At 73.6% G+C, this 18722-nt stretch carries 10 protein-coding genes; 1 reads left to right on the top strand and 9 read right to left on the bottom strand.

Annotated features, from left to right (window positions below):
• Positions 1-78: 78 nt before the first annotated feature.
• From ACEZDG_RS15890 to ACEZDG_RS15925, 8 genes are all read right to left on the bottom strand, one after another.
• Positions 79-1698, bottom strand: a complete 1620-nt coding sequence (locus ACEZDG_RS15890) for an alpha/beta hydrolase (RefSeq protein ID WP_380509037.1) — start codon at positions 1696-1698, stop codon at positions 79-81.
• Between the two features lie 58 nt (positions 1699-1756).
• Complete coding sequence (locus ACEZDG_RS15895; RefSeq protein ID WP_380509040.1) at positions 1757-2818, bottom strand: hypothetical protein; 1062 nt, start codon at positions 2816-2818, stop codon at positions 1757-1759.
• 133 nt (positions 2819-2951) lie between these two features.
• Positions 2952-4184, bottom strand: coding sequence for a DNA polymerase III subunit delta' (locus tag ACEZDG_RS15900; protein ID WP_380509043.1), 1233 nt, complete (start codon positions 4182-4184; stop codon positions 2952-2954).
• Between the two features lie 89 nt (positions 4185-4273).
• Entirely contained in the window at positions 4274-7879 is a 3606-nt protein-coding gene (tmk, locus tag ACEZDG_RS15905) for a dTMP kinase (protein ID WP_380509046.1), read from the bottom strand.
• A 159-nt stretch (positions 7880-8038) separates the two neighbouring features.
• Positions 8039-10888 carry a type I DNA topoisomerase gene (gene topA, locus ACEZDG_RS15910; RefSeq protein WP_380509049.1) on the bottom strand — a complete coding sequence of 950 codons (2850 nt, stop codon included), beginning with the start codon at positions 10886-10888 and terminating at the stop codon, positions 8039-8041.
• Positions 10889-11211: 323 nt separating this feature from the next.
• Positions 11212-11676 (bottom strand): DUF3592 domain-containing protein, encoded by a 465-nt coding sequence (locus ACEZDG_RS15915; RefSeq protein WP_380509052.1) that lies wholly within the window; start codon positions 11674-11676, stop codon positions 11212-11214.
• A 205-nt stretch (positions 11677-11881) separates the two neighbouring features.
• Entirely contained in the window at positions 11882-13540 is a 1659-nt protein-coding gene (locus ACEZDG_RS15920; protein ID WP_449341732.1) for a DUF7059 domain-containing protein, read from the bottom strand.
• 22 nt (positions 13541-13562) lie between these two features.
• Entirely contained in the window at positions 13563-14294 is a 732-nt protein-coding gene (locus ACEZDG_RS15925; RefSeq protein WP_380509055.1) for a small secreted protein, read from the bottom strand.
• An 894-nt stretch (positions 14295-15188) separates the two neighbouring features.
• On the opposite strand from ACEZDG_RS15925, the gene ACEZDG_RS15930 reads away from it, so the two are divergent.
• Positions 15189-16073 carry an alpha/beta fold hydrolase gene (locus ACEZDG_RS15930; RefSeq protein WP_380509058.1) on the top strand — a complete coding sequence of 295 codons (885 nt, stop codon included), beginning with the start codon at positions 15189-15191 and terminating at the stop codon, positions 16071-16073.
• Between the two features lie 7 nt (positions 16074-16080).
• Here ACEZDG_RS15930 and ACEZDG_RS15935 read toward each other — a convergent pair whose 3' ends face one another.
• Positions 16081-18639, bottom strand: a complete 2559-nt coding sequence (locus ACEZDG_RS15935) for a sodium-translocating pyrophosphatase (RefSeq protein ID WP_380509061.1) — start codon at positions 18637-18639, stop codon at positions 16081-16083.
• Between the last annotated feature and the right edge of the window lie 83 nt (positions 18640-18722).

Here is an 18722-nt window from a genome sequence, read left to right on the forward strand (position 1 = left end):
TCGCCCTCTCATCGCACCACCCGTGAGTGCGATGAAAGGATTGTGACACTTTCAAGCTCCTTACATACACACCCGCTACTACTTGCACACCGTTCCCTTGGCCGGCGTCCGGCCGGTCAGCAGATAGACGTTGATCGCGCCGTCGATGCACTGGCTGCCCCGGGCGTAGGCGGTGTGGCCGTCGCCGTTGTAGGTCAGCAGCGTCCCCGAGTCCAGCTGCGCGGCCAGCGCCTGGGCCCAGGCGTAGGGGGTGGCCGGGTCGCGGGTAGTGCCGACCACCACGATCGGGGCCGAACCCTTCGCCGGGATGGTGCGGGCCTCGCCGCTCGGCTTCACCGGCCAGTACGCGCAGGTCAGGCCGCCCCAGGCGAGCGTCGTACCGAAGTGCGGCGACGCCTTGCGGTACGCCGCGAGCTGCTGCTCCACCTGCTCGGGGCCGGTGGCCGCGGTCGGCAGGTCGAGGCAGTTCACCGCCGCGTTGGCGTACATCAGATTGCTGTAGTGGCCCGAGCTGTCGCGCTCGTAGTACTGGTCCGAGAGCGACAGCAGCCCGGAGCCGTCGCCGCGCTCCGCCTGGGTCAGCGCCCCGCGCAGCTGCGGCCACTGCTGCTGGTCGTACATCGCCGCGATCACCCCGGTGGTGCCCAGCGCCTCGTCCAGCTTCCGGGAGGTGCCGGTGCTCAGCGGGTGGGCGTCCCAGGAGGCCAGCAGCTGGTCGAGCTTCCGGTCGGCCTGCTCGGTGCTGCTGCCGAGCGGGCAGCTGCTGCTCTTGACGCAGTCGGCCGCGAAGGCGTTGAAGGCCGTCTCAAAGCCGCCGGCCTGCTGCTGGTTCAGGTCCAGGGCGTCCAGCGAGGGGTTCATCGCGCCGTCGAGCACCATCCGGCCCACCCGGCTGGGGAACAGGCCCGCGTAGGTCGCGCCGAGGAAGGTGCCGTACGACTTGCCGAGGTAGTTGAGCTTGGCGTCGCCGAGCAGCGCCCGGACCACGTCCATGTCCCGCGCCGAGTCGACCGTGCTGACGTGCGACAGCAGCTTGCCGGAGAGCTTCTCGCAGCCCTGCGCCAGCGCCTTGTCGGCCGCGACCAGGGTGTTGATCTCGGCCGGGGTGTCGGGGGTGCTGTCGGTCGCGGTGTAGGCGTCCATCTGCTTGTCGCTCAGGCAGCTGACCGGGGTGCTCCCGGCGACGCCGCGCGGGTCCACCCCGACGATGTCGTAGGAGGAGCGGACGATGGCCGGGTAGGTCATCGCCGCGTACTCGGCGTACTCCACCGCGGAACCGCCGGGGCCGCCCGGGTTGATCAGCAGCGAGCCGAGCCGGGTGGAGCCCTTCCCGGACGCCTGGTGCCGGACCACGGCCAGCGAGATGTCCCCGGCCGCGGGCTGCGCGTAGTCCAGCGGGACCTTCAGCGTCGAGCACTGGAACCCGCTGTTGCAGGAGTGCCAGCTCAGCTTCTGCGTGTAGTAGTGCTGCAGCGCGTCCGGGATCGCCGCAGGCAGCGGCTCCAGCACTGGCGCGGCGGCCGACGACGCACCGGCGCCGGTGCCGCCACCGGGGGAAGCCGTGGCGGCGGAGTCCGTGGACGAGGACGCGCTCGAGGACGACCCCGCTCCGGAGGGGGACGGCGACGAGGAGCACCCGCTCAGGGCGAGCCCGGCGAGCAGCAGCGACGCCGTCGCGATGCGCGGAACAAGCTTCATCTTCTTCTGTCCTCAACTTTCTCTGCAGCACGCAGAGCGTATCCGTCGGCGCTGACAGTCACCGCCGCGAGGTCGCCAACTGTTCGGTGAGATAGCCGGCCGCGACCCGGACCAGGCGGAACCGCTCACGGTCGGCGGAGAAATCCCGGACGGCCGAGGACAGCCGGACGGCGGTGTGCGGCCGTGCGGACAGCGCGGCGCCCAGCTTGGACGCCGAGGCCAGGCCCGCGGTGTCCCGGCCGGCGTCGGCGAGCAGCAGCCGCACCGAGCCCGAGGCGGGTGCGCCGGGTACGCGCAGCGCGTCGTAGCGGCCACCGAGGCCGGCCGCGGCCCCGAACGACCCCGGGGCGGCCAACTCCGTCGCCACCGCGCAGGGCGCTCCGGCGTCCAGGCCGAGGACGGCCCAACCGCCGGGGTCCGGAGCCACATGGAACCGGGACGCGACCGCCTTGCGCAGCCCGGCCCCGGTGAGCGCGGGGTCGACCGTCCCGGTCGGGGAGCAGGAGGCTGCCGGGATGACGGCGACCATGGGGTTGGCCCGGCCGGAATCGACCGCGCCGGCCAGCCCCTCGAACACACCGTCGAGTTCGGCGTCGTCCGCCAGCACCAGGACGGCCTGCAGCGGGATCGACCGTCCCTGGTACTGGCCGGGCAGCCACACCCGGAACCGGCCGGGCAGGCCGGGGAGGGTGCCCTGCAGCAGTTGGCCGCCGTGCGGGTGGGAGACCACCGTCAGCGCGGCGGCAGGAGTGGCAGCGACAGCGGCAGGCTTCGGGGTGGTGCTGGGCGACAGGCTCGGGCCGGACGACGGGGTCGCGCCGGGCGTCGGAGCTGACGTGACGGTGTGTCGGGCCAGGGGGCCGGCCGCCACCCGGGCGTCGGCGGAGAGTGTGGCGGGAGTCCCGCCACGGGGCGCGAGGAGCAGCGCCAGGCTGCCGGTCAGCACCGCGCCGAGGGCCACCAGCGCGGCGGCACCGCGCAGCGCCGCACCCAGATAACGGGGCGTCAGTTCATACACCAGACCGGCTCGCTGCTCCCGCCAGGAGGCCAGCGCACCCCCGCCCAACCACGCTGCCGCCACCAGGCCCAGTACCGCGAGAACCGCCCACCACAAGATCACTGGGGTGGCATCCCCCGGCAATCGGACCCGCTCCCCCGGCAGCCCCGACTGTCACCCGAAAGAGCGAACGAGCAAACCCCGGGACCATCGATCACCGGCCATCGATCACCGGCAACCGCTCACCGGCAGCCGCTCACCCGGCGCGCAGGGCCACCGTCATCGCCTCCACCGCGAGCAGCGGCGCGACATTGCGCTCCAGGGCGCGGCGGCAGTCGAGCACCGCCTCGATCCGGCGCAGCGTCCGCTCCGGGCCGGACTCCCCGGCGACCCGCTCCACCGCGGCCCGCATCTCCTCGTTGGAGAGGTCACCGGGCGCACGGAACTGCACCGCCAGGACGTCCCGGTAGAAGGAGGACAGGTCGATCAACGCCCGGTCCAGGGTGTCCCGCTGGGTCCGGGTGGCCCGGCGCTTCTGCCGGTCCTCCAGGTCCTTCATGGCTCCAGCCGTACCGCGCGGCATCCGGCCGCCGACCCCGGCCGCGGCGCCGAGCGCGGCCCGCAGCTCGTCGGTCTCCCGGGTGTCGACCTCCTCGGCGACCTGCTTGGCGTCCGCCGTGGCCGCGTCCACCAGGGCCTGTGCGCCGGCCAGGCAGGCGCCCAGGTCGGCGACCCGCAGCGGCAGTTTCAGCACCTCGGCCCGGCGCTCGCGGGCGGCCGGGTCCAGCGCCAGCCGGCGGGCCCGGTCGATGTGGCCCTGCGCGGCACGGGCCGCGAAGAGCGCCATCTCCGGCTCGACGCCGTCCCTGCGCACCAGGACGTCGGCGACCGCCGAGACCGGCGGCGTCCGCAGCACCAGCAGTCGGCAGCGGGAGCGGATGGTCGGCAGCGCGTCCTCGACCGAGGGTGCGCAGAGCAGCCACACGGTGCGCTGCGCGGGCTCCTCGATCGCCTTGAGCAGGACGTTGGCCGCGCCCTCGGTCAGCCGGTCGGAGTCCTCCAGGATGATCACCTGCCAGCGACCGCCGGCCGGGGACATCGACGCGCTCCTGACCAGCTCGCGGGTCTCCTTCACACCGATGCTCAGCACATCGGTGCGCACCGACTCCACGTCTGCGTGGCTGCCGATCAGCGCGGCGTGGCAGCCCTCGCAGAAGCCGCAGCCGGGGATCCCGCCGAGATCCAGGTCCGGCGAGGTGCACTGGAGCGCGGCGGCGAAGGCCCGGGCGGCGGTCGACATGCCCGAGCCCGGCGGGCCGGTGAACAGCCAGGCGTGGGTCATCCCGGTGGTCCCGGCCTCGGCCGGGGCCGCCTGCTCCTCCTCGCCGCTGGTACGGCCGCCGGCCAGGACGATCCGCGCCGAGCGGGCGGCGGCGACGAGTTGCTCCACCACCTGCTCCTGGCCGACCAGGTCGTCCCAGACACTCACGGTTGCTCTCCGGTCTCTCGGTACGGGGTCGGTCGTTCCTGGACGAGGCTCCCCGGGAGCAGTCGCTCCTGGGGGACGAGCCTAGGGTCTCAGCGCTTGCCCTTGCGGCCCTTGCCGCCCGTCTCGTCGTCGCCGGCGTCCCACTGGGACCACTCGTCCCGGGAGCCGAGCAGTTCGTCGGTGAGGCTGGGGAGGTCGTCCAGCGGGGTCTCCTCGGCCCAGTCGTAGCGACCACCGGCGGCGCGCGGGGGCGCCGGGGGGTTCTGCTCGACGATCGGCATCTCGGTGGTGCGCTCCACCGGGGGGTGCTGCGGCACCTGCTGCGGGGCCTGCGGCGGCCGGGCCGCCGTCGTGCCCTCCTCCGGGCGGAACAGCCAGTCGGGGGACCCTTCCTGGACGCTCTCGCCGCTCTTGGGCTTGGCCACCCGCCAGGACCTCGGCAGTCGACGGCCCTGGTCGGACGGAGCCGTCTGCTGCGCGGCGGACGGCGCGGTGCTGGACGGCGGCGTCGCCGGCGGAACGGACGGGACCTGGGGCAGGACCGCCGTCCGCTCCTCGGCCGGGGTGGGGGCCGGGGTCGGAGTCGAGCCCGGGGTCGGCGAAGTGACGGCCCGTCCGCGCTTCGGGGCGGGCGGCCGCACGGGCTCGGCGGGCACCTTGGGCATGACCGTCGTCTTCTCGGCCGCGCTCTCGGGCCGGGCCTGCGCAGCACGAGCCTGCGCCGCACGGTCCTCGGCGGCACGCTCCTCGGCTGCCCGGGCCGCGTCCGCGCGGCGGACCGCCTCGGCCCGGTCCTCCTCGCTTATCACCTCGGTCGGCTGGTCCGGCGCGACCTTCGGAGCGTCCTCGGGCGTGGCCTCGGGTGCGGCCTTCGCCGCGGCCTTGGGTGCGCTCTTCGGCGGGGCTGCGGGCGGGGTCACGGGCGCGGGCGGCGTCGCAGGCCGGTCCTGCGGCTCCGGCTCGCCGTCGGCGGCCGTCGGTGCGACCGCCGGTACCTCCTGCGTCGGCGCCTCGGCGCCGGGCGGGGTCTCCGGCCGGCCCTCCGCGGCGCTCGCCGCAGTCGCGCTCGCGGCACTCGCCGCAGTCGCTGCCGCAGTGGCCGCCGCGGCCTCCGCCGCCACCCGGGCTGCCTCCGTGCGCCGCAGCGCGTCCTCGGCCCGGCGCCGCTCCTCGGCCCGGCGCTCGTCGCGCTGCCGCTCCAGCTCCGCCAGCCGGGCCGCCTCCGACTCGATCCGGCGGCGCTCCGCGGCCTCCGCCTCGCGCCGCTCCTCCTCGGCCGCCCTGCGGCGGGCCGCCTCGGCCTCGGCGGCCAGCCGGGCCTGCTCGGCGGCGAGGCGCAGCTGCTCGGCGGCCTTGCGGTCCTCCTCGGCCTGCAGGGCCTTGGCCTTCTCCTCCTCGGCCAGCCGCAGCCGCTCCAACTGCGCCTGCTTCTCCCGTTCAGCCTGCTCGGCCTCGGCCTTGAGCCGGGCCTCCTCGGCGATCCGGTGGGCCTCGGCCTCGCGGGCCAGCCGCTCCTGCTCGATCCTGGCGGCCCGTTCCTGCTCGGAGAGCGGCAGTTCGCGGTCCAGCCGGTGCCTGATCGCGGTGGTGACGGCGCCAGGGGCCTGGGCGGCGTTGACGACCAGGTAGCGGACCGGGTCGGCGGCGGCGAGGGCCAGGAACCCGGCCCTGACCCGGGCGTGGAAGTCCTCGGGCTCGGACTCGAGCCGGTCCAGCGCCTCGGTGAAGCGCTCGCGCGCCGTCGCCGGGTCGACGTCCAGCAGCACGGTCAGGTCGGGGACCAGGCCGTCGACGGCCCAGCGGTTGATCCTGGCCACCTCGCTGGCGGCCAGGTCGCGGCCCGCGCCCTGGTAGGCGACCGAGGAGTCCATGTAGCGGTCGGTGATGACCACGGCGCCCCGGTCCAGGGCCGGACGGATCACGTTCTCCACGTGCTCGGCCCGGTCGGCCGCGTACAGCAGAGCCTCGGCGCGGTGCGAGATGCCGGTGTTGCCGACGTCCAGCAGCATGGCGCGCAGCCGCTGGCCGATGGCGCTGCCGCCGGGCTCGCGGGTGATCACGACCTCGTGGCCCTTGCTGCGGATCCACTCGGCCAGGGCCTGCGCCTGGGTGGACTTCCCGGCACCGTCACCGCCCTCGACCGCGATGAAGAAGCCGGTGCCGGCCCGGTGCGGGACCGGACGGGAGCCGCCGCGCAGCGCGTCCCAGACGTCCCGGCCGAACGGGGCGGTGCCGCGCCGGTCGTCGGCGCGGAAGAACACCACGACGGCGAAGGCCAGCAGCAGCAGGCCGAGGACGGAGAGCGCGAGGCCGGCCCCGCCGTGGTCGAACTGCAGTGACTGGGAGTCGACCGTCTGCGGGCCGATGGCCGCGCCCAGCAGCGGGGCGACCACCAGGGCCGTCCCTGCGGCGACCCGCAGCATCGACCGCAGGTGCTCGCGGACCAGCGGCCGGCGCGACTCCTCGGTCTCCAGGTCGAGCAGCACAGCGGCGGTGCGGACGGCCACCCCGGCGGCCAGTCCGGCCAGGGTGACCAGCACCAGCGCCAGCACGAAGTCCCGGACCAGGCCGGTCAGCAGCAGGGCGAGGCCGGCGCTGCCGAGGGCGAGCGGCAGCAGCCTGCGGCGGCCGAGCACCGGCAGCACCGAGCCGGCGATCCGCAGCCCCAGCAGCGGAGCGCCGGTGGCGGCGAGGACCAGCAGGCCGAAGCCGACCGGACCGGCGTAGAGGTCGACGGCGTGCGGCAGCGCCACGGCCACCGCGGCGGCGATCGCGGCGGCGGCCCCGGCGGCCGAGAAGCTGAACAGCACGGACGTGCCGGTACGGCCGCGCGGCGTCCCCGCGCCGGGGGCGGCGTCGGTGGGGGCGCGCAGCCCGGTCAGCGGTGAGTACGGGGCGACCGAGCCCGGCGCGGACGGCAGCTCCTGCAGGTACAGCAGCACCGCCGAGGCCACCAGCAGCCCGGCCGCGCCGAACGCGGCCACCGTGCCGGTGTGGTCGTCCAGCCAGCCGATGCCCGAGGACAGGCCGTTCTCGATCAGGGTCAGCGCGGCCAGCACGGCGGCGGCCAGCGGCACGGCCGCGTAACCGGTCCACTGGTCGATGTGGCGCAGCACCGGCCGCTGGTCCACGGCGGGGACGCCGGGCGCGGTCGCGGGCAGCAGGCGCTCGCCGACGGCCTGGCGGGCGATCGCGGCGACCCGCTCGGCGGCGGCGGCGACAAAGAGGGTTATCAGCAGCCAGACGGCGGCCGTGGAGTGGCTCCAGACGATCCAGAACGGGGCGACCCCGAACAGCACCGCCCGCAGCACGTCCGCGCCGAACAGGGTCCAGCGCCGGTCCACCCGGTCGAGCAGCCGGGCCAGCGGCTGCAGTAGCAGCACGCCGAGCAGCAGCGTGGTCAGCACCCGCAGGCCGAAGACCGCGGCCACGGCCAGCAGCACGGCCCGGTAGCCGGTGCCGAACTCCCCGGTCGCCGCCGCCTCGACCACCAGGATCAGCAGCACCAGCAGGCCGAGCCGGTCGCCCACGGACCCGAGCAGCTGGGCCCGCCACAACCGCCCGAAGGAGCGGACGCGCAGCAGCGCCCCGGCCCGCTCGGCGGGGCTGCCGCCGGGCACCACCGTGGGGACGGCGGGCGTGGTGGTCGGGCGGTCGGGGGCGGGGTCGGGGCCGGGTTGAGCCGCACTGGTCATAACGGCCAGCCTAACCGGAGGCTCCGACACCAAACCGCAGTCCTCCAGAAGTCCACAAGGCCCTGACACATCTGTGACCCCGTAGCGACGCGGAGAGGCGGTTACGCCCGTCCGCGCCGCCCTACGGGGCCCAGAGCGCCTCGCTGCGTCGCCGAGCGGTTACTCGGCGGCAGCGGGCTTCTTCGCGGTGACCTTCTTGGCCGGGGCCTTCTTGGCCGCGGTCGTGGTCTTCTTGGCCGCCGTCTTCTTGGCGGCGGTGGTCTTGGTCGCCGCCGCCTTGGTGGCCTTCTTCGCCGGGGCCTTCTTCGCGGGCGCCTTCTTGGCGACCTTCTTGGCCGGTCCCTTGGCCCGCTTCTCCGCCAGCAGCTCGTAGCCGCGCTCCGGCGTGATCTCCTCGACCACGTCGTCCCGGCGCAGTGTGGCGTTTGTCTCACCGTCGGTGACGTAGGCGCCGAAGCGGCCGTCCTTGACCACCACCGGGCGCTCGCTGACCGGGTCGGTGCCCAGCTCGCGCAGCGGCGGCTTGGCCGCGGCGCGTCCGCGCTGCTTGGGCACCGCGTAGATGGCCAGCGCCTCCTCCAGGGTCACCGTGAACATCTGCTCCTCGTTCTCCAGGGAGCGCGAGTCGGTGCCCTTCTTGAGGTACGGGCCGTAGCGGCCGTTCTGCGCGGTGATCTCCACGCCCTCGGCGTCCACCCCGACCACCCGCGGCAGGCCGAAGACCTTGAGCGCGTCGTCCAGGGTGACCTCGTCCAGGGACATGGTGGAGAGCAGCGACTGGGTCCGCGGCTTCACCGCGTTCTTCCCGGTCTTCGGCGTGCCCTCGGGCAGCACCTCGGTGAAGTACGGGCCGTAGCGGCCGTCCTTGGCGACGATCTCATGACCGCTGACCGGGTCCTTGCCCAGCTCGCGCACACCGCTGGGCTTGGCCAGCAGTTCCTCGGCGAGCTCGGGGGTCAGCTCGTCCGGGGCCATCTCGTCCGGGACGTCGGCGCGCTGCTCGCCGCGCTCCACGTACGGGCCGTAGCGGCCGACCCGGAGCACGATGCCGCTGTCGCCGAGCGGGAAGGAGCTGATCTCCCGGGCGTCGATCGCGCCGAGGTCGGTGACCAGTTCCTTGAGTCCGCCGAGGTGGTCGCCGTCGCCGTTGCCGGCGTCCGCGGCCGAGGCGGCGGAGGTGGCCGGCTCGCCCTCGGTGGTCTGGCCGTAGTAGAACCGGCGCAGCCAGGGCACGGAGGCGCCCTCGCCGCGGGCGATCCCGTCCAGGTCGTTCTCCATCTTGGCGGTGAAGTCGTAGTCGACAAGTCGACCGAAGTGCTCCTCGAGCAGCCGGACCACGGCCAGCGCCAGGAACGAGGGGACCAGCGCCGTCCCCTTCTTGAAGACGTAGCGGCGGGCCACGATGGTGTCGATGATCGCGGCGTAGGTGGACGGGCGGCCGATCTCCCGGTCCTCCAGCTCCTTGATCAGCGACGCCTCGGTGAAGCGGGACGGGGGCTTGGTCGCGTGGCCGTCCGGGGAGATCTGCTCGGCGCCCAGGGCGTCGCCCTCGGCGACCGGGGGCAGCCGGCTCTCGCGGTCGTCCAGCTCGGCGTCGGGGTCGTCGCGGCCCTCGACATAGGCCTTGAGGAAGCCGTGGAAGGTGATGATCTTGCCGCTGGCGCTGAACTCGGCGTCCCGGCCGTCGGCGGAGGTCCCGGCGACCTTGACGGTGACGGACTGGCCGACGGCGTCCTTCATCTGGGAGGCGACGGTCCGCATCCAGATCAGCTCGTAGAGCCGGAACTCGTCGCCACGCAGCCCGGTCTCGGCCGGGGTGCGGAAGCGGTCGCCGGAGGGGCGGATCGCCTCGTGCGCCTCCTGGGCGTTCTTGACCTTGCCGGTGTACACCCGGGGCACGTCCGGCAGGTACTCACGCCCGTACAGCTGCTCGACCTGGGCCCGGGCGGCGGTGATCGCCGTGTCCGAGAGCGTGGTCGAGTCGGTACGCATATAGGTGATGAAGCCGTTCTCGTACAGCTTCTGCGCCACGTCCATGGCCCGCTTGGCGCCGAAGCCCAGCTTGCGCCCGGCCTCCTGCTGCATGGTCGTGGTCCGGAACGGGGCGTACGGGGAGCGCCGGTACGGCTTGGCCTCGACGCTGCGGACCCGGAAGTCGGTGTCGGCGAGGGCGGCGGCCAGGGTGCGGGCGGCCTCCTCGTCCAGGTGCAGGACCTGCGCGGATCCGGCCTTGAGCTGGCCGACCGAGTCGAAGTCGCGGCCCGAGGCGACCCGGCGGCCGTCCACCGAGGAGAGCCGCGCGCCGAAGGTGCCGGGGTCGGCCGGGTCGGCCCGGCCGGTGCTCTTCCCGCTGGCGAAGACGGCGGTGAGGTCCCAGTACGAGGCCGAGCGGAAGGCCATCCGCTCCCGTTCGCGCTCGACCACAAGACGGGTCGCCACCGACTGCACCCGGCCCGCCGAGAGCTTCGGCATGACCTTCTTCCACAGCACCGGCGAGACCTCGTAGCCGTACAGGCGGTCGAGGATGCGGCGGGTCTCCTGGGCGTCGACCAGGCGCTTGTTCAGCTCGCGCGGGTTGTTGACCGCGGCCTGGATGGCGTCCTTGGTGATCTCGTGGAAGACCATGCGGTGGACCGGGACCTTGGGCCGCAGCACCTCCTGGAGGTGCCAGGCGATGGCCTCCCCCTCGCGGTCCTCATCGGTGGCGAGGAAGAGTTCGTCGGCGTCCTTCAGCAGCGACTTGAGCTTCGCGACCTGGGCCTTCTTGTCGGCGTTGACGACGTAGATCGGCTCGAAGTTGTTCTCGACGTCGATGCCGAGCCGGCGCACCTCGCCGGTGTAGCCGTCCGGCACCTCGGCGGCGGTCCCGGGGAGGTCGCGGATATGCCCGACACTCGCCTCGACCACATATCCGGGGCCGAGGTAGCCCTTGATCGTCTTCGCCTTGGCCGGCGACTCAACGATGACGAGTCGCTGGACTTGGCGTGCGGTCTCGCTGGTCGGGGACACCTTCGCTCTTCTCTCCCGGTCGATTGGGGTACTGGGGCCGCTCGGCGCCGCTGCTGGTCCGAGTCAATGAAGCCCTGAGAGCGGAGTGTGACCGCACCAAGGTCCCCCTTGTCAAACGGACGAATCCCGATTTGTGAACTTCAGGACGTCGGCGACGACTCTCGAACGGTAACCCGAAGGCGGGTGTTCCCGCCGTACAGATCGACACCTAATGCCGAACCGGATATGCCGGATGATAGGACTACGATCCGTTCGACCCGTGCACAGGTCGGCCGCTCCGGCGTGTTCTGCGGCCATCCGGCCGCATACGACCGAGCCCCGCGCTACCGGAAGAACCCCAGCAGGAGCAGCACACCACAGGCCGCGAAGGCCAGTCCGAGCAGGGTCCAGAAGGCGTCGCCGCGCAACTGCCCGGCCCCGTCCACGGCGACCACGGTCGGCCGGGCCGGGTCGTACCTGACCGGCACCAGGGTGTCCACGGCGAACGGCGGCGTCCGGCGGACCGAGGTCCAGCCGCGCGGCCGGGTCACCACCTCGCCATGGCCCTCGACCAGGTATCCGAGGACCGGTGAGGTGTCCGACACCTCCGGAGCGTCACCGCGGGCCGCGTCCTGGGCGCCGTCGGCGGCGGGCCGGGCGGCGGGGTCGGGGAGGACCCGGGCCAGACAGGAGACCCCAGTGCGACGCAGCTCACGCCGGGTCCGGATCTCCAGGGCGCACCAGCCGAGCACTCCGGCGCCGAACAGCGTGAACCACGCGCCGGTGAACACGCTCAGTGGTGCATCCACGATTCCTACCCCCGGGAATGAGCAGTACGACTGTCACACTGACAGCGCACGCACAACGCCGGGCACACGCCGGGCGTACGCCCGGCGTCACTCCGGGAAAGCGGGGATGAACAGAGCCCGGGGGCAGCCCGGGCGGCTCAGGCCGCGCGGGTCACGGCCGCTCAGGCCGCTGCGGCGGCTCAGTCACTGCGGCGGCTCAGGCCGCTCAGGCCGGAACCACCGGTTCCAGGAAGCCCTGCTCCACCAGCATCCTGATCTGCTCCGGGGTACGGTCCCGCAGCAGCACCGGGTCCTCCTCGATCAGGGCCGCGATGGCGTCCAGGATCTCCCCGGCGCTGAGCTCGCCGTCGCAGACGCCGACGAAGCCGGCGCCGACCGTGTCCACTTTGGTGGCCCGCCGCATGCCCCGGTTCTGACGCAGGATCACATGCTCCGGGTGCTCCTGGCCCGGCGCGCCGACCTGCTCCTGGACCACCTCGTCGGCGAGCCGGTAGCGGGCGGCGAGCAGCGCGGCGTCGTCATGGCCGCGCAGGAAGTCCTGCCGGGCGAACCAGTGCTCGATCTCCGGGCCGAGCGGCTGCTCGACGGTGTGCGGCCACTCCTCGATGTGCACCGAGGGGCGTACGCCCGGCGCGGGCCTGCGCAGCGTGATCCAGCCGAAGCCGATGCCCTCCACCTTCGCCGCCTCGAACGTGTCCAACCAGGCGTTGTAGCGGGCGTCGTAGTCCGCCCGCGGCTCGCGGTGGTCCCCGCCGTCCCGCAGCCAGAGCTCGGCGTACTGGGTCACGTCCTGCACCTCGCGCTGCACCACCCAGGCGTCGCAGCCGGTGCCGGCGATCCAGCCGGAGACCCGTTCGCGCCAGTCCTCGCCGCGCACATGCTGCCAGTTGGCCAGCAACTGGCAGTAGCCGCCGGGCTCCAGGTGCGCCCCGGCCCCGGTGACCAGGGCCCGGCAGAGGTCGTCCCCGGCCATCCCGCCGTCGCGGTAGGTGAAGCGGCCGGAGGGGGAGATCACAAAGGGCGGGTTGGAGACGATCAGGTCGAAGGACTCCGCACCCACCGGCTCGAAGAGGCTGCCGGCCCGGGTCTCCACATGGCTGAAACCCGACAGTGCCACCGTCAGTGCGGTGAAGTGCAGGGCGCGCGGGTTCACATCGGTGGCGACCACCTCCGCGCCGTGCCTCGCGGCGTGCAGGGCCTGCACGCCGGAGCCCGTACCGAGGTCGAGCACCCGGCGCACGGAACGGCGCACGGTGATGTTCGCAAGCGTGGTGGATGCGCCCCCGACCCCGAGCACCAGCCCCGAGCGCGGCACCGCCCCGGCGTCGCCGGTGTCCCCGGTGGCGTCGGCCGCGCCGGCCGCGCCGCTGGCACCGATGCCGCCCGCTCCGCCGACCGCGCAGCCCAGGTCCGACACGATCCAGGCGTCGGCGGCGTCGGAGTCTCCGGCGATGTCATTGGCGTACGGCCGTACGTCCACCGTCGCCCGGACGTGGCCCGCCCGGCCCCCGTCCCCGCTCTCTGTACCGTCCCCGCTCGCCCCACCGTCCGGGACCAGCCAGCCGGCCGCCAGGCAGTCCGCCACCGGCAGCGCGGCCTCGGCCGCCGGGTACGGCACCGGCTGCTGCAGCAGGAACAGCCGCAGCAGCGTCTCCCGTACGCTGCCGCCCCCGGTCACCCGCAGCGCGGGCACGGTCTCGCTGCGCGCGAGCGCGGCGTACGCGGTCGCCCCGAGCAGTTCCAGGCAGCCGTCGGCGGTGAAGTCGGCGGCGAGGAACGCCGCTCGGAGCCGGGCGGCGAGATCGCCGTCCAGAACGGGACGGAAGGGCACGGGCGCGGGATCGGGTGCGGTGCTGGTGGTCACCCAGCCATTGTCCCCCGAAGGGTCAGTGCGCGGACGCTGTGGCGGAGGGCGTCGCGCTCGGCTTCTTGGTCGCGGTGGCGGTCGCGGCAGCACCGCCGGTGGCGGTAGCCGTGGCGCCGGCGGTCGTGGTGGCACCGGTCGATCCGGCGGTGGCGGCCGTGGTCGCGGTGCCCGTCTCGGTCTCGGCAGGCGCCGTGGCGGACGTGGTCGCCGACACGCTCTTGCAGCCCGGCTGCTTGGCCAGCGCCGCGCCCAGATCACCCGTCTGCAGCTTCTGCAGTGCGCTGGTGGACAGTTCGGCGAGCTGCTGCACCTGGTCGCCGACCCCCTTCAGGCTGGCCGCGAACTTGGCCTGGTCGGTGACCGAGAGGGCCTGCACCGACTGCTGCACCTTGGTGTAGCCCCCGGCTGCCTGGTCCAGCTCGGAGAGCGCGTCCGCCTGGGTCTCCGCCCCGTTCGCCACCTTGGGCGCCCCGGCCTTCTGCACGGCCTGGGCGATCTGGGTGTTCGCGGTGGCGAGCGCCCCGAAGTCCGCGGCGAGGCGGGTCTGCAGGGCCTTGGGCGTCTCCCCCGGCTTCACCGCCCCGGTGTCGGCGAGGGCGGCGTTCGCCTGCTGGACCGGGCTCTGCATCCCCTGGCACACCGACTTCGCCCAGGCCTCGACAGCAGGGCCGTTGCCACTGCCGCAGCCGGTGACCCCCAGCGCCACCAGTGCGGCCGGAGCCGCAAGCCTCAGCCAGATCTTCGTCACCACGGGTCCGGATCCTCTCCTCGCACGGCCCCGGCATCCGCCGGCCCCGGCCTGGGAACCTACACGCCAGGACCGGACGAGCGTCGGGAAGCCGGGTATTTGAGCACGGTTTGCGAGGCTTAGGCAGTCGCCGCGCCAGGGTCGCCGCGGAGCCGCGCGGGCTGGGCGCGGAGTGGCCGGGGGTCGGCGCGGCTGGGCGCAGCGCGGCCCAGGCTCGGCGCGGAGCGGCCCCCCCGGGGGGGTGGCGCGGCCGAGCGCGAAGTTCGCGCAGAGCGGCGCGCGGGGTTTCGCGCGGAGCGGCACGGGCTGGCGCGGAGCGGCACGGGGGTGGCGCGACCCGGGGGGTGGCGCGGCTGGGCGCGGAGTTCATGTGAGGCGGCGCGGGCTCGGCGCGAAGTGCACGCGGAGCGGCACGGCTGGACGAGGAGCAGCCGAGGAGGTGGGCGCAGCTGAGCGCGAGGCGACGCGGGCTGGCGCGGAGCGACCCGGCAAGTGGCACGGCCGGACGCGGAACTCACGCGGAGCGCCACAGGCCCGGCGCGCAGTGCACGCGGAGCGGCACGGGCTCGGCGAGGAGTTCACGCGAAACGGCACGGGCAGGTAACGGGGCAACCGGGTGGGTTGGCGCGACCGGGCACGGGGCGACGCGGGGTTACCGCAGGGCGCCACATGCTCGGCGCGGAGCGCCCCCGGGGGGCGCGGCCGGGCGCGGCCGGGCGCGGGCTGGGGCGGAGCCACCGGCGCGCGCCACAGGCTGGGCGTGGAGTGCACGCGGTGCGACGTGGGCCAGGTAGTTGCTCGTCGCGCACTGTTGTTGGCGGGCTTTGGCTACTAACGTACCGACTAGTCGGTACGACACAGCCAGCCCGTCTCCCACCACCCCCTCCGGAGCCCGCCATGCCCCGTACGCCCGCGAACGCGCAGCAGGTCGAGATCGAGTACGACACCTTCGGCGACCCCGCCCGTCCCACCGTGCTGCTGATCATGGGCCTGGGGCAGCAGTTGACCTCCTGGCGCGAGGAGTCGTGCGAGGCGCTCGCCGGCCGCGGCTTCCACGTGGTCCGGTACGACAACCGGGACACCGGGCTGTCGACCTTCCTGGACGCGGGCCCGCGCCCGGACCTCCGGGCCATCATGGAGGGCGACCCGTCCAGCGCTCCGTACCTGCTCGGCGACATGGCGCTGGACGCCCTCTCCGTGCTGGACGCCCTCGGCGTCGAACGCGCGCACGTGGTCGGGGTGTCGATGGGCGGGATGATCGGGCAGCAACTGGCCATCGACCACCCGGAACGGGTGCTCAGCCTGAGTTCGATCATGTCCCGCCCCGGGGACCGGGTCAGCGGGAACGCGACGCCGGAGGCCGGAGCCCTGCTGCTGCGTCCGCGCCCGGAGGAGCGGGAGGCCGCGATCGAGGCCGGGGTGGCCACCCTGATCGCGCTCGGCTCACCCGGCTACCCGGAGGACCCCGCCGAGCTGCGCATACGTGTCGCCGCCGGGTACGACCGGAGCAACCGTCCGGACGGCTTCCTGCGGCAGTTCGCCGCGATACTCGCCTCGCCGGACCGGACCGCCGCGCTGCACGGGGTGACCGCGCCGACGCTGGTACTGCACGGCGCGGCCGACCCGCTGATCGACCGCAGCGGCGGCGAGGCCACCGCGAAGGCCGTGCCGGGGGCCGAGCTGATGATTGTCCCCGGCATGGGGCACAACCTGCCGGCGGCGCTGTGGCCCCTGATCGCCGACGCCGTGACCGCGAACGCGGCCAGGGCGTCGGCTGACTGATCCGACCTCAGGAAACGCTGGTCGGACTGGGCGTCTCGCTCTCGTCCCCGCTTTCGTCCCCGCTTTCGTCTCCGCCTTCGTCCCGGGCAGCGGCGGTCTCCGCACCGGCTTCGGCGCCAGCTTCGGCTTCGGCGCCGACCGCCGGACCAACCGCCCCGGCCCCGGCCCCGGCCGCGACCGCGACCGGCTCCGCCCCCACCGCGATGCCGCGCTGCTTGGAGCTCCACACCGCACCGATGATCACCAGGATGCAGAGCACCGCCACACCCACCCGCAGGCCGGTGTTCTCGTCCGCGCCGAAGCTGAACTTCACGATGGCGGGGGCGATCAGCAGCGACACCAGGTTCATCACCTTCAGCAGCGGGTTGATGGCCGGTCCCGCCGTGTCCTTGAACGGGTCGCCGACCGTGTCGCCGATGATCGTGGCCTCGTGGGCCGCACTGCCCTTGCCGCCGTGGTTGCCCTCCTCCACCAGCTTCTTGGCGTTGTCCCAGGCCCCGCCCGAGTTGGCGAGGAAGATGGCCATCAGCGTGCCGGTGCCGATCGCCCCGGCCAGGTAGGAGCCGAGCGAGCCGACGCCGAGCAGGAAGCCGACCGCGATCGGGGCAAGCACGGCCAGCAGCCCCGGCGTGGCGAGTTCGCGCAGGGCATCCCTGGTGCAGATGTCCACGACCCGCCCGTAGTCCGGGAGTTCCGAGCCCTCCATGATCCCGGGTTTGGTCCGGAACTGCTCCCTGACCTCGAACACCACCGAACCGGCCGAGCGCGAGACCGCGTTGATGGCGAGCCCGGAGAACAGGAACACCACCGCCGCGCCCAGCAGCAGCCCGACCAGGTTGTTGGGCTGGGAGATGTCCAGACTGAGGCTCAGGCCGTGGGCCGCGGAACCGACCTGGCCCTCCGCGGTCGCGATGGCATCCGTGTAGGAGCCGAACAGCGCCGTCGCCGCCAGCACCGCCGTGGCGATGGCGATGCCCTTGGTGATCGCCTTGGTGGTGTTGCCGACCGCGTCCAGCTCGGTCAGCACCTGGGCGCCCGCGCCGGTCACGTCGCCCGACATCTCGGCGATGCCCTGGGCGTTGTCGGAGACCGGGCCGAAGGTGTCCATGGCGACGATCACGCCGACCGTGGTCAGCAGACCGGTTCCGGCCAGTGCGACCGCGAACAGCGCCAGCATCAGCGAGCCGCCGCCGAGCAGGTACGCCCCGTACACGGCCGCGCCGATCACCACCGCCGAGTAGACGGCGGACTCCAGGCCCAGCGAGATGCCGGACAGCACGACCGTGGCCGGACCGGTCAGCGAGCTCTTGCCGACATCCCGCACCGGGCGCCGGCTGGTCTCGGTGAAGTAGCCGGTGAGCTGCTGGATCACAGCGGCCAGGACGATGCCGATGGCCACGGCGGCCAGCGCGAACACCCGTGGACTGCCGCTGTGCCGGGCGATCTCGTCCGGTACGCCGTGCAGGTCGGAGAAGTGCGCCGGGAGGAAGGCGAAGACCGACGCCACCACCAGGACCAGCGAGAACGCGGCCGAGATGAAGAAGCCGCGGTTGATGGCGCTCATGCCGCTGCGGTCCCTGGTCCGCGGCGACACCGCGAAGATGCCGAGCACGGCGGTGATCACGCCGATGGCCGGGACCACCAGCGGGAAGGTGAGGCCGTCGTCGCCGAAGGCCGCCTTGCCCAGGATCAGGGCGGCGACCAGCGTCACCGCATAGGACTCGAACAGGTCCGCGGCCATGCCGGCGCAGTCGCCGACGTTGTCGCCGACGTTGTCGGCGATGGTCGCGGCGTTGCGCGGGTCGTCCTCGGGGATGCCCTGCTCGACCTTGCCGACCAGGTCGGCGCCGACGTCCGCGGCCTTGGTGAAGATGCCGCCGCCGACCCTCATGAACATGGCCAGCAGCGCGGCGCCGAAGCCGAAGCCCTCCAGCACCTTCGCGGCGTTCTCCTTGTAGATCAGGACCACCAGGGAGGCGCCGAACAGGCCGAGGCCGACCGTGATCATCCCGACCACGCCGCCGGTACGGAAGGCGATCCGCATCGCCCGGTGGGAGACCCCGCGGATGTCCGGCTCGGCCGCCGGGCCCTCGGCGCCGGTGGAGGCGTCGGGGTCGGGGGTGGCCGCGCGGGCGGCTGCGGCCACCCGGACGTTGCTGCGCACCGCCAGCCGCATGCCGATGTAGCCGGTGAGGGCCGAGAAGCCCGCGCCGACCACGAAGAAGACCGAGCGGCCGATCCGCTGGTTCCAGTTGTCGGCGGGCAGGAGCAGCAGCAGGAAGACCACCGCTGTGGCGAACACCCCGAGGGTGCGGAACTGCCGGGCCAGGTAGGCGTTGGCGCCCTCCTGGATCGCGGCGGCGATGCGCTTCATGGAGTCGGTGCCCTCGTCGGCGGCGAGGACCTGTCGCACCAGCAGCCAGGCCACCCCGAGGGCGGCGAGGCCGATCACGGCGACGATGATCACGATGGTGCGACCGTCACCGGTCAGCACGGCGGACACTGCGGGGGGTGGTGCGCTCACACGTACGCTCGTTGGAGCTCCGGAGAAGATGAGCCCGGCCATTCGTCCTCCTTGACGTCTGGCTCGTGCGCCGGGCGGTGCAATTGGTTCGGTCCACTCGGCTGCGCGGGCGAGGGGGGCCGTCA

Source organism: Streptacidiphilus alkalitolerans (assembly GCF_042511045.1).
GTDB lineage: Bacteria > Actinomycetota > Actinomycetes > Streptomycetales > Streptomycetaceae > Streptacidiphilus > Streptacidiphilus alkalitolerans.

Bases quoted from the DNA above. Each gene is read 5' to 3' on its own strand.
- ACEZDG_RS15890 (WP_380509037.1), bottom strand. From the start codon at position 1,698: ATGAAGCTTGTTCCGCGCATCGCGACGGCGTCGCTGCTGCTCGCCGGG.
- tmk (WP_380509046.1), bottom strand. From the start codon at position 7,879: ATGACCAGTGCGGCTCAACCCGGCCCCGACCCCGCCCCCGACCGCCCG.
- ACEZDG_RS15930 (WP_380509058.1), top strand. From the start codon at position 15,189: ATGCCCCGTACGCCCGCGAACGCGCAGCAGGTCGAGATCGAGTACGAC.
- ACEZDG_RS15935 (WP_380509061.1), bottom strand. From the start codon at position 18,639: ATGGCCGGGCTCATCTTCTCCGGAGCTCCAACGAGCGTACGTGTGAGC.